Origin of the sequence: Flavicella sediminum (genome assembly GCF_006381105.1) — a bacterium.
GTDB lineage: Bacteria > Bacteroidota > Bacteroidia > Flavobacteriales > Flavobacteriaceae > Flavicella > Flavicella sediminum.
Genome location: NZ_VDET01000015.1, coordinates 46,230 through 63,775 on the forward strand (window position 1 = coordinate 46,230; position 17,546 = coordinate 63,775).

General features: G+C 34.5%; 11 protein-coding genes. 2 read left to right on the plus strand and 9 right to left on the minus strand.

The genetic code is table 11. The features are described from left to right. Positions 1–9 precede the first annotated feature (9 nt). The 4 genes from sov to queG all read right to left on the minus strand — a co-directional run bounded on the left by sov (position 10) and on the right by queG (position 11,271). Positions 10–7,266: a T9SS outer membrane translocon Sov/SprA gene (gene sov, locus FGM02_RS13440; RefSeq protein ID WP_243739408.1), complete on the minus strand. Its 7,257-nt coding sequence runs from the start codon at positions 7,264–7,266 to the stop codon at positions 10–12. Positions 7,267–7,272: 6 nt separating this feature from the next. Further along, positions 7,273–7,854 carry a Holliday junction branch migration protein RuvA gene (gene ruvA / locus FGM02_RS13445; RefSeq protein ID WP_139958920.1) on the minus strand — a complete coding sequence of 194 codons (582 nt, stop codon included), beginning with the start codon at positions 7,852–7,854 and terminating at the stop codon, positions 7,273–7,275. A 37-nt stretch (positions 7,855–7,891) separates the two neighbouring features. After that, positions 7,892–10,165: an NADP-dependent malic enzyme gene (locus tag FGM02_RS13450; RefSeq protein ID WP_139958922.1), complete on the minus strand. Its 2,274-nt coding sequence runs from the start codon at positions 10,163–10,165 to the stop codon at positions 7,892–7,894. 179 nt (positions 10,166–10,344) lie between these two features. Further along, positions 10,345–11,271: a tRNA epoxyqueuosine(34) reductase QueG gene (gene queG, locus FGM02_RS13455; protein WP_139958924.1), complete on the minus strand. Its 927-nt coding sequence runs from the start codon at positions 11,269–11,271 to the stop codon at positions 10,345–10,347. A 121-nt stretch (positions 11,272–11,392) separates the two neighbouring features. Here queG and moaD point away from each other — a divergent pair, with 121 nt between their 5' ends. Together moaD and FGM02_RS13465 are read left to right on the plus strand one after the other, a co-directional pair. Continuing rightward, positions 11,393–11,635, plus strand: a complete 243-nt coding sequence (moaD, locus tag FGM02_RS13460; protein WP_139958925.1) for a molybdopterin converting factor subunit 1 — start codon at positions 11,393–11,395, stop codon at positions 11,633–11,635. Between the two features lie 128 nt (positions 11,636–11,763). Further along, positions 11,764–12,186 (plus strand): molybdenum cofactor biosynthesis protein MoaE, encoded by a 423-nt coding sequence (locus FGM02_RS13465; RefSeq protein ID WP_139958927.1) that lies wholly within the window; start codon positions 11,764–11,766, stop codon positions 12,184–12,186. A 296-nt stretch (positions 12,187–12,482) separates the two neighbouring features. On the opposite strand, the gene FGM02_RS13470 is transcribed toward FGM02_RS13465, so the two are convergent. Genes FGM02_RS13470 through FGM02_RS13490 form a run of 5 tightly spaced genes read right to left on the minus strand, consistent with a single transcriptional unit; the run spans position 12,483 to position 17,540 of the window. Then, a complete protein-coding gene (locus FGM02_RS13470; protein WP_139958929.1) occupies positions 12,483–14,255 on the minus strand; it encodes a MutS-related protein in 1,773 nt (590 codons plus the stop codon). Beyond that, complete coding sequence (gene mobA, locus FGM02_RS13475; RefSeq protein ID WP_139958931.1) at positions 14,256–15,386, minus strand: molybdenum cofactor guanylyltransferase; 1,131 nt, start codon at positions 15,384–15,386, stop codon at positions 14,256–14,258. 5 nt (positions 15,387–15,391) lie between these two features. Then, entirely contained in the window at positions 15,392–15,871 is a 480-nt protein-coding gene (moaC, locus tag FGM02_RS13480; RefSeq protein WP_139958933.1) for a cyclic pyranopterin monophosphate synthase MoaC, read from the minus strand. Between the two features lie 38 nt (positions 15,872–15,909). Beyond that, positions 15,910–16,263, minus strand: a complete 354-nt coding sequence (locus tag FGM02_RS13485; protein WP_139958935.1) for a four helix bundle protein — start codon at positions 16,261–16,263, stop codon at positions 15,910–15,912. Positions 16,264–16,304: 41 nt separating this feature from the next. Continuing rightward, complete coding sequence (locus FGM02_RS13490; protein ID WP_139958937.1) at positions 16,305–17,540, minus strand: molybdopterin molybdotransferase MoeA; 1,236 nt, start codon at positions 17,538–17,540, stop codon at positions 16,305–16,307. Positions 17,541–17,546: the final 6 nt, after the last annotated feature.

A 17,546-nucleotide genomic window follows, 5' to 3' on the forward strand; every position in this document is an offset into this window, starting at 1 on the left:
TGTTATTAATTAATTTCCTAAATTGTATGTTATACTTACTCCCGTACTTATTGATTGTCTTGGGAATGAAGTTGAAATGGCATATTTAGATGCCGATTGATCGTAATAAAAAGTAGCTATTAAATTTTTACTTAAATTATAATCAGCCGATACTTTTAATGAAAAGATATCTTGCCCTCCTGTTATTTGATTGTTTTCTGTATCTATAGTCCGAATTACATTGGCATTTTGTCTGTAGGAAATATCTGCTTTCATATTTAAATTTCCTTTCAATGTTTTAAGTTTACCTCCTAGCCTAGAACGCATTTTTAAATCTTTGATCACATAACCCAATCCAAAAATATATTCTGTTCCTCTAATATCTGACAAGGTATTGTTGTTAAAATTTAAGGACAATGTTCTGTCTTTTTTAACCTCTCCTCTAAAGGACATCGAATTTTTAAGCTTCAAATCTACTTTAATTAAGGGAGAAAAGCCATCGTTCAGACTAATATTTGCGATGATGTTTTTTGAAAAATAATTATTATTACTGTCTTTTAAAGGTATTGCTTTCGGTGCATTTCTTAATGGCTCTGTTGAAACTACTTCTCCATACTGCAAGTTATTAGAATAATTACCTAAGGTATAAGCCGACTTATAAGCATGTGAAATGGTAAAACTTGAGAAATTCTTTTTTACCCATTTTAATTTCATCAAACCTTTATAAGTAACGCGCCAGTTAGGTAAAGGAACATTTTTAAATGGTTTTAAACCTTCTGTTTTCGCATCATTCCCTGAATAAGCTGCAGTAAAGGCTGGCAACAAAACATCCTGACTATAGCCCTTGTAACCATCTATCACCGCTCCTGGATTATTTGCTTCTAAATTAGCTGTAAGTCGCTGTTGAATAACGGAAATATTATCTATGAATTTATCAAAGGTGGCATCTCCATTTCCATCAAAAGAAGTTGCGATCATATTATAACTCATACTGAAACTTCCTACTTCAGACAATTGAGAAGGACCAAACTCATAAATATCATCTGACGTATCAAAAGTATTTCTTCCATTTATGGTTGGATCAATTTGTTCAGAAATATTTCTAGTACGAATTCTATTGGCACTAATATTTATATCTAAGTCTTTAAACGGCTTTACAGACATATTTACATCCAATTTGTTGTAGTGTGTTTGTGCGTAATTTTTACTGTAATAACTTTCGTCCTCTATCGGATTTCCATCCGCATCTACCGTTTGTACATTACGAGCAATTAGCCAATTTCTTTCCAAGGCAAGGTCTCTAATATCTGATTGATCTCCAAATACAAATCCGAAGGAAGGTGCCAAACCGTCACCGTAAGAATTTCTTCCTAAGAAACCAACCTTTGGCGTATAGCCTTGTAATTGGGTTCCGTTATTTTCTGTATAACCTACTTTAACCGATTTTACCGCTGTTACCAAATCGTAAGTTAAATCTAATATTTTTTGCTTTGTTGATTTTTTCTTTTTCGAACTACTGATACTTCGTTTCGGTGCGGCTTGTGCAAATTTGGGTTTGTCTCCTTTTTTGGTAGCCTTTTTAGTCGATTTCTTTTTGGCTAAAAATAATTTTTGCAATCCTATTTCCTTATAAAACTTAGACATGTTTAAATTTGTCGTTAAGTTTTGTGTATTTGCATTTTGTATGCTGTTTCCAACTTTGCTATACAAACTTCCATCGGCATCTTTCGACAAAGGACCTGCTTGCCAATCAAAATTTGCTGTATACGAATAATCTGCTGTTACAAAACTTAAATAAGGTAATTTATCAATAGGAAGTTTGTAGGTCGCATCTAACTTTTGGCTGTAGTTACTTACTCTACCAAAATTAAAGAAATTGCTAAACAAACCAATTTCATCTTCGTCTATGGAATCATCCGTTTCAAAACGATCATAAATATGTTTGTTTGCCGCTCTAAAATTAAACTTCAAGGCTTTGGTTAAATTATACCCAATAGAATAATCCCAATCGAACAAGAAGTTTCTTTGTTTTAAGGTTGGCAACTCACTTAAGCCTGGCACTAAATTTCGTGACAACTGCTCGTTGTAATTTCTTGTAATATTACTATTTACCCCTATGGTTGAAGGCAATGGATAAAAATTAAAATCTTTGATCAGTTTTAAATACTTGCTCTTTTTAATAAAACCAATATTTTTAAAAGGTTCAATAGGTTTCGATTTAATGGTATAGGCGTAGCTCGCAGAACTTCGAACATCCTGTACCAAGTGTTTTTGCACATTGTAATCCTTATGAAACTGTTCGTTGTAACTATAAGACACAGAAAAATTCTCAATATCATACGGCATCGGTATTTTTTTTAACTCACCAACACGTTCTTTTCTTACATTGATAAAGTTGATACTTTTCCGTTTGGTATAATCTTGTGCATTGGCACTATTCTCATTGATATCTTTGGCATCTTCAAAACGAACATCTTGAAATTGTGGATCGTATTTAGGGTCTTTAAATTCTTCAGAAACTGAATAACTCATCGGAATTTTCACTCCCCAATTTTTCGGCATTAATTGCCCAACATTTACATTGGTAGAAATACCATATTGTTTAATTTCTTCCTGACTTCTTTCATTGACTCTTTGTTCAACATTTCCAAAGCCCATACTTTGCATTCGTCCTGTTACGGCTACCTCAGCTAAATCGGCAAAATTGGCATTGGCACTTACTACCGTTGCCCAACCCCCTTCATTGTCAAAACCAGCTACACGCAATTCATTGAACCATATTTCAGCACTTTGTGGTGTGTCCGAAATATTTTTCACCCCCATCATAATGGTTTTTATATTGGCCAAATTCGGATTTCCTTTTACACGAACTCTGTAGGCAGGCGCTTCATCTTCTACTGGCAATGGATACAATTCATTTACACCCGTTGCGCCAAATGCTTGGTAACGCTCCAGTTTTAATTTTCCTAAGGCTTCTAAATCTACTTCTAAATTATTTTCTTCTGGCCAAATTTCTTCTGCGGATGAATTTGAAAAAAGTGTTGCTTTTAAGGGGACTTCTATTTGATAAAAATTCTCATTCAAATCGGAACCAATACGGATTATAGCCGATAATTTATCATCACTTAAATTGATATTATTTCGTCCTTCGGCATGTATAAACATTTTTAAACGCTTGTACATACGTAAATCTGTAATCGTATTTTTATAAACACCCCTTGCTTCACCTTTTGGCAAGGCATCAACTTTTACAGAAAGTGATTGTTCATTTTGAAATTGAATATAAGTACTAGACTGTAATTGTTCTCGCACAATTCCTGGAGGCAACACATAAGGAATAGGAACTCGTGTTTCATTTTCCTCAAAATTCACGACACCTGCCGAAAAATTATTGAAATCTGTTTCGTCTAAATTATCACTTTCTACCTGTAAACCACCATGAACATTTTTTGTATAACGTCTCCAGTCACCTCTTACCAATTGCAACTGACCGAAACGTAAAACGACCGGTTTGGTGTAATTTGTGACAAACATTCTCATAAAACGAATAGAGTTGTACCCTGAAATTCCATTTACCGCTTCACCTGAGGTAATAGGAACTCTAAATTGGTACCATCGGGTTGCAACTTCCTTACCGTCTGGCATTTTTCTTACGGCATCTTTTGCGTCTACCAAAAAGCCTTTCCCCACGACTAAATCAGATTGCTTTAAAGAAATTTTATATTGATAATACGCATCAATCGTATTCATCGTCTGGTCCTTATTCACATCTTCAGCATCTGGTACTGATGTTGCGGAAGTAGGAAAATTTTCTGTACTTAAATTGGAGGTTGGTGAATTCCCTTCGGTATTATTGTAATCTTTATATCGTTTTAAAATAGTTGCCTTTTCTGTATCGTATTCCTTTCCTCTAAAAAAACGATAATTATCAGAAGAAGGATCTTCTCCTAAACCCGGGTGACGAGCTTGCTCAGCGGCATCACTCATTCCATCCAATCCAACATCTTGTGCCAATCGATCAGCATCTACTTCATTAAATGTGTATAAAAACGATTTATTGGTAGGAATATTTCCCCAAACTGTTTCTTCAGGTGCCGTTGGATCATTCGCTTCTGGAAGTCCGTTTTCAAACATTTTTTTACCGTCCTTTAAAACATCCTCAGAAATATTACCCAAGTTAAAATACAATTCTCCTTCTTCTTTTGGAGCCTCTCCAGTTGCTCCTTTTCCCTCTGTAGCATTTATTGAATAATTTAAATGCGGGTCTTGTATCCAAAACTGGATGTATTCCACATTGGCTCTTTCAAAATCTGTAGTTGTTAAAGCTCTGGTAATACCTCCCCAATGTTTTTCTACATTGGCCTCTAATTCGGCATTGGTTGCATAATTGTAACTTCCTTTTTCATTTGGATAATACGCCAAATCAAAAGTTCTTAAAGAAGTGGTTTGCGTAATATCTAAATTCGTTTCAGGAAAAAGTTCTTTGTATTCTACTCTACTTACCTCTACCCTTGATTGCTCCTCATTGGTTATACTGCTCGGTTTTAGACTAGAATTCCCTAAAAATATTTGATCAATGGTATACCAGGCCAACTTGGCTCTTTTTTTACCTAAATCTAGGTCTTCATTTTCTTCACTTCCAAAATCAAATTGTCCGTTGTTATTTAAAGGTTTACTCGCCAACTTCCAAGAACTCACATCCATCAAACCTATCGGAATTTGAGAACCTTCAAAATCGTCAATATAAGTAGTTGCTTCTCCATCCTGATTTACACCACTCGGAGTTCCAGGTTTTAAATAGGCAAAATCTGAACGAATAGAAAAATTAGAAGCTACATCAGTATCTTGAAACGGCAATTTATTCACCAATTTAGTAAAGAATGGAACCTCTGAATTGTAATTCATGGTCAGCCCCAACATGGTATTGTTTATTGGGTCGGCTCCAAAAGAAGCTTTTTGCGTTATTGGCCTTTCATTGACATTTAAATAGGTACCTGTCATTTGAAATTTATCTGAGAACTTATGCTCTACATCAATACCCACATAACTTTTTGTTTGCTGATTGAACAAGGTATTGTTTTCTAATGAAACTTGTACAGGTGCTCCAGAAGCCTCAATGGCCGGATTGATAATTTGCACCCTTCCACTTAAATAATCAACCACATAATCGGCTCCTTCAGTTAATAAAATTCCGTTTGAGGTAACTTTTACAGAACCTTTAGGAACGTTAAAAGCCCCCAAAGAAATTCCACTACTGGCATCTGCTTTGTAATACCCTTTTAATAAGAACTTATCTCGAGTCTGATAATTATTTCGTGCATTGGTTTGTGTATTGGTATACAATTCCTTGAATAAGAAATTGGCATCATCGGTATGTGTTAACTTCGCTTCCAAATCTCTACCAAAAGGTTCTACTGTTGGAAAAATAATGGTTCCATTTTCCGATTTTACAGTAACACCTTCTACAAAATCAAAATACCCATCTCCTTTCGGTTTTACAAAATTGTTCTGATCTAAGCTATCTAATTTCACTAAGTTTAACAAAGAACGATCGGAAACTGTAATTGTTTCACCATTTAAGTCGTAAGTAGATTTTGCATTTTGAAGTGTATTTATGGCAACTCCCGTTTTATCATCCTTGTACATTAAGTCCAAACGAAAACCTTCCGATTGCATTTGATATGCCCCTAAAGAATAAACATTTTTCATCATCAAATCCCAAATTCTATTATTGGTTTGAATCAGTTCACTTCGTAATAGTTTTAACACAATATTTTCACTCGACAATCGACCGTCGGTAGACAGCTCACCGACTTTATATACTTTATCACTTCCATTAAAAGTATATTGAAAGGCCACTGCCAAAACATCACCATCGGTTAACTGTCTGTTTAAAGAAAGTATCCCCAATTGAGGATGAAAGTCAAATTCATTAGCACCTAATTTCTTTGCATTTTCCAAAACCGTATAATCGGTTCCTTGCACCATAGAAGCCGGCAAAGTGTTTTTAACCGTTCCTATTTCTCTAATTCCAGCATTTTCTAAAACAGCACTCAAACTGTTAGAACTATTATCTGGATTTGCAAAAGCATTTGTGGGAGTTACCTCCCCGTTGATAATATTAGATTTTGAGGGGTCGTAAATATCAGAACCAGATTCACCTAAATCGGTTAAAGCCACAATATTCCGAACATCGGTAGTATTGGTGCTTCTATTGGTAATCCATACTTCAATATTGGTTATATTAACATTGCTGCTAATTAATGGAAATTGCTTTAAAGCTTTGTTGTAATTATTTCTAAAATAATGCGCCAAGAAAAAATGCTGGTTGGCAGCATATTGCGAAGTTTGCAATTCAAATTCATTCAAGGCAGAACCCCCTTCGGCAGAAACAGTTTTGGTTTGAGATTTTTGTTGCGATAAAACAGCCGTTACTTTTGTTTTTCCAAATTGCAATTCTGTTTTTACACCAAACAGACTTTGAGCACCGGTAATTAAATTATTACTGACATCCATACTCACATTTCCCAGTTCTATTTTTCGAACAATATCATCATTGTCGTTCGATTCATGTCCTGTAGGTATGGGTTGCAAAAATTCTATTTTTACCAAATTCTGAAAATCAAAAGAAGCTTTTGTGTCGTAATTTGCCGTTACCTTTAAACGCTCACCTACTTTGGCAGCAATACTTGCGGTAACTTGTTGGTCGAAATCGAAATTAAAACTACTTCTGTTTTCTTCTGACAATTGTGGATTTTCAATGTTTTGATACAAGGCTCCTAAACGTACATCAATAGATCCTTGGGTATTGACTTCTATTTTGTTACTTCCAAAAATAGTTTCAAACAACTTAGACTTCACATAGTACGTAGGTAACAAATCTTTTTGAGCTTCCTTACTTCCTTCTTTATCAGAATTTAATGCCGAAATTTTTTCTTGGAAATAATTCTTCATTCCATCTTTCAACCTAAAATCGGTGTATTCGGTGGTAGACATAAACAATGGTTTTTTCACCACTGTATTCCCTATTTTTTCAAGAATTACATAGCGCTTTGTATCCAAGTCGTACACCACTTCATTCATTGTGGGTAACTTTAGAAACAATCCACCATCGCTATCCTTTGAAAACTTGTAAGGCATCGGAATTGTGTCTTGCTGAGCCACCTCAGGAACGGTGTCCATTTTTACACTAGGAGGAGGCGGTGCTTGCGCATAGAGTTCACTTTGAATGAACACCAAACACAGCAAAAATAAAACCCCTTTATATTTTTGTAGTATTTTTTTCAAATGAAATTAAAAACTTTTCAATGCTTTTTTAATTAACTGTTCTACCGTCAAATCTGCTTCCGTTTTGATAATTCTATCCAATACTTTTTCAGAAATTTTTCTTGTAAAACCTAAAACTTCTAAGGCAGATAACGCTTCTTCTTTGTTTGTATTGTGTCCGGCCAGCGGCATTTCTTCTAGATCAAAGGTTTTTAAAATTTTATCCTTTAAATCTAAAATCAATCTTTGTGCTGTTTTGGCTCCAATTCCTTTTACAGATTGAATCAACGCCACATTTCCTGAAGCAATAGCTTGTTGAATTTCTTCCGCGGTCATGGACGACAACATGGTTCTTGCAATACTAGGCCCCACTCCTGAAACAGAAATTAGCAATCGAAAAATTTCTCTTTCAATTTTTGAAATAAACCCAAACAAAGTATGTGCATCTTCTTTAATAGACAAATGCGTGTAAATGGTGATGAGTTCTTCTGAAGGCAACAAACCATAAGTATGTAATGAAATATGACATAAATACCCAACTCCATTGCAATCCACAACAACATATGTTGGATTTTTTTCAACAAGTCTTCCCCTTAATTGTGTGATCATTTTTTTTATTTACACTATTTGTATTCTGTCTACTATTCTAGCTTAACGATTTGTTTTGCGCATCAATAACAGCAACTGCTGCCATATTCACCATTTCATCCACGCTAGCTCCTAATTGTAAAATATGTGCTGGTTTTTTCAATCCTAAAACTATCGGTCCTATAGACTCTGTTCCGTTTAATTCCTTCAACATTTTATAGGTAATATTTGCAGAATCTAAGTTTGGAAAAATTAACACATTTGGTTTTTTCCCTGCCAATGCAGAAAACGGAAATTTGTCTTGAATCATTTCAGCATTCAACGCAAAATCTACTTGAATAGGTCCGTCTACCGTAATTTTTGGATACGACTTGTGAATTAATTCTACTGCTTCTTGAACTTTCGTTGCTTTTTCTGATTTGGAAGCACCAAAATTAGAAAAAGAAAGCATGGCTACTACAGGATCTATTCCAAACATTTTAGCAACACTGCTGGTCATTTGCGTAATTTTTGCCAATTGACGTGGTGTTGGATCAATATTTATCGTGGTATCAGCCAAAAACATAGGCCCCCTTTTGGTCAACATTAAGTTGGTTGCCGCTATTCTGGACACCCCTTCTTGCATACCGATGGTTTCAAACAAAGGTTTGATTGTACTTGCATAATTTCTAGAATATCCAGTAATCATGGCATCAGCATCTCCTTCATTCACCATCATAGAAGCAAAATAATTACGCTCGCGCATCATTTTTCTAGCCTCTAATAAAGTAACGCCCTTTCTTTGGTTTGCTTTCCAATAAGTATCGGCATAAGCATATCTTCTTGCTCTTTCTGAATCTACTTTAGGATCTATAATTTGAACCTCTGTATCAAAGCCAATTTCTTTTTTATGAACCGCAATCATCTCTGCATTTCCTAATAAAATAGGAATTGCAATGCCTTCATCCGAAACAATTTGTGCAGCTTTTACTACATTTAACTGATCTGCTTCATTAAAGACAACTCTTTTAGGATCTGATTTTGCACGGTCGTGTAACATACGTACGACTTTACTTCCCGTTCCTAAACGCTCCATCAATTCACCTTTGTACTTGTCCCAATCTAAAATAGGATATTTAGCAATTCCAGTGTCCATAGCTGCTTTTGCAATGGCTGGTGGAATTTCATAAATCAATCTAGGATCAAATGGTTTTGGAATGATATAATTTCTACCAAAGGTTAAATTAGACGTTCCGTAAGCAATATTTACTTGTTCTGGCACCGTTTTCTTTGCCAAATCTGCCAAAGCTAAAACCGCTGCCATTTTCATTTCTTCATTAATACCTGTTGCTCTCACATCCAAAGCCCCTCTAAATATAAAAGGAAAACCTAATACATTATTCACTTGATTAGGATGGTCTGAACGTCCCGTAGCCATAATGATATCTTTTCGGGTATTGATGGCTAAATTGTATTCTATTTCCGGAGAAGGATTTGCCATGGCAAAAACGATAGGGTCATTGGCCATGGTTAACAACATTGCTGGTGTTACAACATTTGCAACTGACAATCCAATAAACACATCTGCATTTTGCATAGCGTCCGATAAAGAATATAAATCTTTATCCGTAGCAAATTCTTTCTTTTGAGAAGATAAATTTTCAATGTCTTTTCGGATAACTCCTTTGCTATCACACATGATTACATTTTCTCTTTTGGCTCCTAAAGCCAAATACAAACGTGTACAAGAAATAGCAGCTGCACCAGCACCATTCACCACAATTTGTATATCCTCCATTTTCTTACCAACAATTTCTACCGCATTTTTTAAAGCCGCCGCAGAAATAATTGCTGTTCCGTGTTGGTCATCATGCATCACAGGAATATCCAACTCTTCTTTCAATCTTCTTTCTATTTCAAAAGCTTCTGGAGCTTTGATATCTTCTAAATTAATTCCTCCAAAAGTTGGAGAAATTGCTTTTACCGTTTCAACAAATTTATCTACATCTGTGACATCTAATTCAATATCAAATACATCAATGTCTGCAAATATTTTAAAAAGCAATCCTTTTCCTTCCATCACAGGTTTCCCTGCCAAAGCTCCAATATTTCCTAAACCTAAAACAGCCGTACCGTTAGAAATAACAGCTACTAAATTTCCTTTGGAAGTATACTTATACGCATTTTCTGGATCTTTTTCAATTTCCAAACAAGGCTCTGCAACTCCTGGTGAATAGGCCAATGACAAATCTCTTTGACTTGCATATTTTTTAGTAGGAACGACTTTAATCTTTCCTGGCGTTGGCTTTGCGTGATATAATAGCGCTTCTCTTCTTATTCTAGATTCTGACATAGGTAAGTTCATTCAGTTAACAACTGACAAATATAAGTTTTTCAGAATATAAATCCCCTATTAAAAACGGGTTTTAAAATGATAAATATTTTTAATTACACGATCTCTTTCAGTGGACAGTAAAACCTAACAGGTTTTCAAAACCTGTTAGGTTTAAACTTACGGCCTAACTCGAAAAACTACTCCTTCAAAAAATCAATATTCCGTGTCAAACCAGAAAATTTGGTACGTTTTACTGCCGATTTTTTAAAAACTTTTTGAAAAATATCTTGGGTGATTTCTTGCCAATCATTCTTGGTCATTTGAAGTAAATCAGCATGAGGCTGAAATAACGGTTCGGTATGTGGTTTTGAAAACCGATTCCACGGACATACATCCTGACAGATATCGCAACCAAACATCCAATCGTCAAATTTTCCTTTTACCGAAGTCGGCAGCTCATTTTTTAATTCTATGGTAAAATAGGAAATACATTTACTTCCATCTACCGTGTTGTTTGGCAAAATTGCTTGGGTCGGACAAGCATCTATGCATTTGGTACAGGTACCACAATGGTTTGTATGAAAAGGTACGTCATATTCTAATTCCAAATCCAAAATTAATTCTGCCAAAAAGAAAAAAGAACCGTGCTTTTTTTGAATAAGTAAAGAATGCTTGCCATTCCAACCCAATCCTGATTTTTGCGCCCAAGCTCTTTCTAGAACCGGTGCAGAATCCGTAAAAGCTCTTCCTGAAACTTCTCCAATTTCTTGTTGAATTTCTTCCATCAATAGCTTCAACTTATCTTTGATCACATGATGGTAATCTTGTCCGTAAGCATATTTCGCTAATTTATAAGCAGCATCTGTCTGCTCTTCTTCTGGAAAATAATTATACGATAAAGAAATTACAGATTTCGCCCCTTCTACTAATAACGTTGGATCTAGACGTTTGTCAAAATGATTTTCGAGATAACTCATTTCTCCTTGAAAACCATTCTGCAACCATTGCTCTAACCTTGGCGCCTCTTCTTCTAAGAATTCTGCTTTTGAAATTCCAATACTTGTAAAACCAAGAGCCAAAGCTTTGGATTTTATAAATGCTGTATATGCTGTTCTCTGATTCAAATCGCTACAAAAATAGCTAATTTATATAGAATGCTAAGCGCTTTTATTCCTTCAAAAAAAATACTGAACTGACAATTCGAAACTTATTTTATCCTTATTTTTACACAAATAAAAATCACAGATGCACGTACACGTTTTACTCTTCGGAATTATAGCTGATTTGACAGGAGAAAGCAAGATCAGTTTGGCTATAGAAGCAAATGCTACCGTAAAAAACCTGAAAACGCTTTTAAAAGAAAAATACCCTCAATTAAACAGCTACAACACCTATGCAGTGGCCGTTAACGAAAGCTATGCTTTGGATGACGTACTTCTAAAAGACAGCGATACTATTGCCATTATACCTCCTGTAAGTGGAGGATAAACAATTGTGATTTTTTAATTCTAAGTCTTGAATTCAATAAACTGTCTATTCATTTAAGGATATCTTCTTAAGTCGATATGACCATGAATAGCATCCTAAGGAACTCAACATTAAATGCAAAAACCTAAATGAAAAATATATCCATACTATTAACCACCGATAAACTCTCTTTACAAGATTGTTATGATTTTGTAGATGCCCCCACTTGTGGAGGAATTGATGTTTTTGTTGGTACTGTAAGAAATCACACCAAAGGAAAAGCGGTTAAAAAATTAGACTTTTCTGCTTATGGCCCTATGGCAGTAAAAGAAATGCAATTAATTGCAGAAAGAGCTTTGGCTAAATTTGAAGTACATAAAATTGCCATTCATCATGCGGAAGGCCTTTTAAATATTGGTGACATCCCAGTAATTATTGCTGTTTCTGCCGCGCATAGAAATGCAGCTTTTGATGCTTGTCAGTTTGCTATTGACACCTTAAAAGATACAGTTCCTATTTGGAAAAAAGAACATTTTGAAGATGGGGAAGTGTGGGTAAATGCACATCCTTGAAGAAAAGTAAAAAGTGAAAAGTGAAAAGTGAGAAGTGAAAAGCGAAAAGTGAAAAGCGAAAAGTGAGAAGTGAGAAGCGAAAAGTGAGAAGTGAGAAGTGAGAAGTGAGAAGTGAGAAGTGAGAAGTGAAGTCAATATTTTATTTTCAAAAAAAGCTAATCAATCATTTTTTTTAACTGTGTGAAATATAGCCTTCTATTGAACTTATATAAACACTAGCTTTTTCAAAATTCGATTCGAAAGTTGAAATCAATTCTGGCTTTACTTGAAGTATTGCTATTTCTGTAATCATAAACTTAAACAATTTCCATTTTAGCCAATAAAAAAGAAGCATTCATATTTTGGCAAATACCCTTTTTTAATTTGTAGTCAAAAAACAATTCGTCGTTTACAATTTCTGCATCAAAATAATAATTACTTATTTGCTCGTAGGTTTCAGTTATTTCACACAGACTTAAATCGTGTGTTGCAATAATCCCAGTAGCATTTGACTTTACTAATTTTTCCACAAACTTCTTTGAACCCAAAGCTTTATCTGTACTATTAGTTCCTTTTAAAATTTCATCCAAAACAATAAAATAATGTTCCTTTTTTAAGGTATCTACAATAAATTTCAAACGTGTCAATTCGGAAAAGAAATACGAAGAATCATCTGTCAAAGAATCACTTGTCCGCATACTGGTAATTAATTTTACAGGATTATACGCAAACGAACTTGCACAAACCGGCAAACCTGAATTAGCCATCACAATACTTAAAGAAATTGTTCTTAAAAAAGTACTCTTCCCCGCCATATTTGCCCCAGTAATAATCAAAAAATTCTGCGCATCAATTTTACAAGTACTCGGAATTCTTTTTTCTTTTCTAATTAACGGATGCCCTAATTTTTCAGCATTCAAAACAATAGCACTTTCATCTATTTCAGGAAAAACGAAATCTGCATGATTAAACACAAAATTTGCCAATGAGTTTTGTGCATCAAAATAAGAGATTATTTCAAACCAAATTTCTACATGTTTTGCATAGGCATTGATCCACTTTTCTACCTTAGAACCGTTTTGTATATCCATTAAAAAAAGTCCATTCCCTACTATTGAAACCACTAGATTGTTTCGTTGATCTAAAGCATCTAAAGCTTTGGAGAATATTTTCACCAATTGCGAAGAAGGCAAGCCTTCTGCTTGAAGTGCTTTTGTTTTTTCTGTAATGGCATCTGCAACAAATTCTTGCGACTCAATATGCGCAATCAACTTGTAATATTGTTGAAAAGTACTTTTAGCCTGACTCGCATCGGCAGAGAGTTTGGTGATATTTTTAAAATAAATACTCGAAATTCCCAACCCAATAAAAAACCAAATGGTTATAAAACTGAATTGCAAGTTTCCAAAGCTTACAAACCCAATTAAAAGTAGCGAAACACCTGAAAAAACTCTGGAAATTACTTGTGCTTTTTTAGGTAAAAAAGACTGATAGTTCCCTATCCAATCCAATATAGTTTTTGGCAATACCTCAACTTTAATCATACTGGCCATGGCAGCAAACTCTTGACGCCAACTGGCTAATTTCGCCAATTCTTTTAAAGCCTTTTGTTTTTTAGGAATATTGAAATTCTCATTATTGGTTAAAACGGCCACCAACTTAGCTTTACCCGCTGTGGTCTTTGTTCTATTTAAATATTGAAAAAAGGAACCAATGCCAAACAAATCAATGTCGTAACTAAAAGCATGTTTTGGATTTACAAATTCTTCTCCTGCTTCTAGCTCTTTAAAATCGCCCGACAAAACCTGCAATTCCAATGCATTGATTTGCACCAACAATTCCAATCGATTTTTTTCTTGCTTTAACTTTAAATGTCTTTTTAAAAAGAATGAAAAAACAGCAACACCTACAAGTCCACTAGCAATCATCAGCTCTGCATTTCCTGTATGGTAATAAATAAAAAATACAGCGATGCTAAAAATAGAAAACCGCAAAGCAGCCACAAGTTGTAAACTTTTAACGACCAATTTTAATTCTTTCTGAAATTTTTCTTTTTCAGTGGTATAAAATACTTCGGGACTTTTATTCATTTATTTTTTTACGCTTAACTTTTTCACTGTTTTTTTTGCTACTTCAAATTCCTCAGGCGTATTGATATTTTGAATCAAATCATCAGTCACTTCAACAACTTCTACATCAGAATTGATTAAAATTTTTCTAGGACAAGAATAACCCTGTGCTAAATATTGCAACAATATTGGGTAGGCTTTCGGTTCCCAAATAGTGACCAAAGGCTCCATAAAATCTTTACTTTTTCCTTTAATTGCGGTCGCTATTTTTTTAGAATTTCTTTTAGACAACAACTCTTGAACCAAGGCTTCATTTACAAAAGGCAAATCGGTAGCCAATACAATATAAGCCTTGTTTGGATCTTTCATAAAAGCAGAACAAATAGCTCCAAAGGGACCTAAGCCCACAAAAGCATCGCTAATGGTTTTATGTGTTTCAATTTTTTGATGCCCACGAACAGACACAAATGTCTCTATACCTTGACTCTCTAACAAACGTACCATAAAATCACGTTGTGGCTCGCCATGATAGTCTAACAACCCCTTATCCGTTCCCATACGAACACTTTTACCTCCCGCTAAAACAACACCGTCTACTACAGGAATATTATTTTCTACCTGCTTCTTTACTTCTGCAATAATAGCCTCTACATCCGTTAAATCGAACATAGGTAAATTTTTGCAATCTGGGAATTTTTCTAGCAAGCAATCAAAAATGGCAACCTCAGGACTTGTTTTTATAAAAAACTGAATATCCGAAATTTGATCTAATCGTTTATTAATTGAATTCTCTTTTTCCGGATCTAAAAACACAACTTGTTTTTTTCCTTCAAAATGATTTCCATTGATACAAGTCAGATCGTATTGAGCAAAATGCAAGGGATTGTTGTATTTATTTTCTGAAATAACACCTGAAAAATTAAAATTTCCTGAAGTATGAAAAGTATGTACATCAGTTGTAGGAGCTGTCAAGTCTTTGTTATGCGAAGCATCAACATAAGCAACTTTAGCAATTGCGTCTAATTTAGCTCCAATAGCCAAAACCAAATCTGAGATAACCCCACATTTTACGCCAACAAAAGACAATTCATTTGGAGCAAAAAAGCCGTTTGCTCTTTTGGTGATTTTTGTATGTTTGGAATGTTTTTTCATAAAAATTAATTTGTTAATTTTATATCTGATTTACCACCCGTTTTTTCTAGAAGCTTTACTTCTTTGATAATCATTTTTTGTGAAACCGCTTTGCACATATCATAAATTGTTAAAGCCGCAATATTCACACCCGTCAAAGCTTCCATCTCTACACCTGTTTTTCCTTCTATTTTAACGGTACAAAAAATTTCTATGTTTTCATTGTCTAGAATATCAATGGTAACATCTACTCCATTAATTAGCAAAGGATGACACATGGGAATCAATTCCGAGGTTTTTTTAACCGCTTGTATTCCTGCAATAATAGCCGTTTGAAATACAGGTCCCTTTTTTGTTTTTAAATCATTGTTCTCAAAAAGCGCAATAATTTCTTCTCCCAAAAACATACGTGCCACCGCAGTAGCCTGACGCTTGGTTATTTTTTTTTCACCGACATCCACCATTTTAGGTTGGTTGTCTTTGTTTATATGTGTAAAATCACTCACTACTTTCGTTTTAGTTTTCAGTTTTCAGTGCTGAGTTTTTAATTATTCAAATTCTGTTGCGTTGTTTTAACTATTGCCGTCAGCATTCGTATTAATTCATCTATATCCAATAATAAATGATCTACTTTCAACCTTGTCAATTCACTGTCATTTAATAATCGTAACCAATATTTAGTTTCTCTAGCTTCTTTAGATAAAATTGACATTTTTGCAATAAAATCTTTTTTACTCTGCCCCGCCAAAGCTTCTTCTATATTCGCTCCAATCGAAGTGCCACTTCTTAAAAGCTGTTTCGATAAAACAAATTCTTTTTCTACTAGTAATTCTTTATATAAAGAAATTATGCCTAACGAAAACTTGTAACTTTTAGTTTTAATAATACTTTCTTTCATAGCTTTTTTTTAACTCAAAACTAATAATTAAAAACTTAAAACTATCTATAACGTAATATCGGAAAAGCTTCTCCTTTTTTAAATTCGTTTCTATCTTCAGGCAATTCAATAAAGGCATCTGCTTCCACTAAATTAGCTAAATCTCCAGAGCCATTTCCTGTCTGCGGAACGGCAATTAAAACGCCATTTTCTTGTAACAGTTTTACTTGTAAGAAATAGGTCATAGAAGGTTTAAAAGCAAAATCTTCACTCAACTTAGCAATCGGCAAATCTAGAGACATGCCCATTGATTTTTTATACCAAGGATAAAAATATTTTAAACAATTTACATAGGTAGAAACAGGATTCCCTGGAAAGGCAAAAACAACCGTTTGTTTTTTAGACGTATTCTTATCTTCTTCTAATTCACTCGTACTTAAAACAGCACTGCGTCCGAACCAAAAAGGTTTGCCAGGTCTTTGTTTTACCTTATGAAATAATTTCTCAACACCTAGTTCATTTAGCACCTCTGGGATATAATCGAACTTTCCTTTGCTTACTGCACCACTAAAAAGTAGCGTGTCATAATTCTTTAAAAACTGACTGATATTTTCCTTTAAACTCTCCTTATCATCTGGCAAATGTGCCGTGTCTGCTTTTATTTGCAAAACCGACAATAAAGAAACAAGACTAAATACATTACTTCTTCGAATTTGATGTTCTAGCGGGACTTCATCAACCCCTACCAATTCATTTCCTGTAGAAATAATCATTACTTTTGGCTGTCTCAAAACCTTTACATACGATTTTCCTACGGTTGCCAAAACACCAATTTCAGCCGCGGTAATACACGTATTTTCATGAATTAAAATATCATTTATTTTTCTATCTTTTCCTTTGACATGTATATTTTGAAGTGACACGACGGAACTTACGCTCACCGTAGCCATTCCATTTTCAATAGCAATCAACTCATAGGGAATGACAGCATCTGTGTTTTTTGGAAGAACCGCACCTGTCATAACTTCCAAACAATTTTCGAAATTTTCTAAAGTCATTTGTGGACTCCCAGCTGCCTGAACACCTTCAATTAAAAAACTTCTTTTACCGTTTTCAAAAGCAGCCGCAGAAATAGCAATTCCATCCATGCAAACTCTATCAAAGGGAGGAAAATCTCTATCGGCAACAATCGTTTCTTTTAAAACCTTGCCCAACGATTCTATAAAGGGTACCGTATCCACCCCAAAATATTGAGATTGACCAACAATAATGTCATAAGCTTCATCTACCGTAATCATGTACTT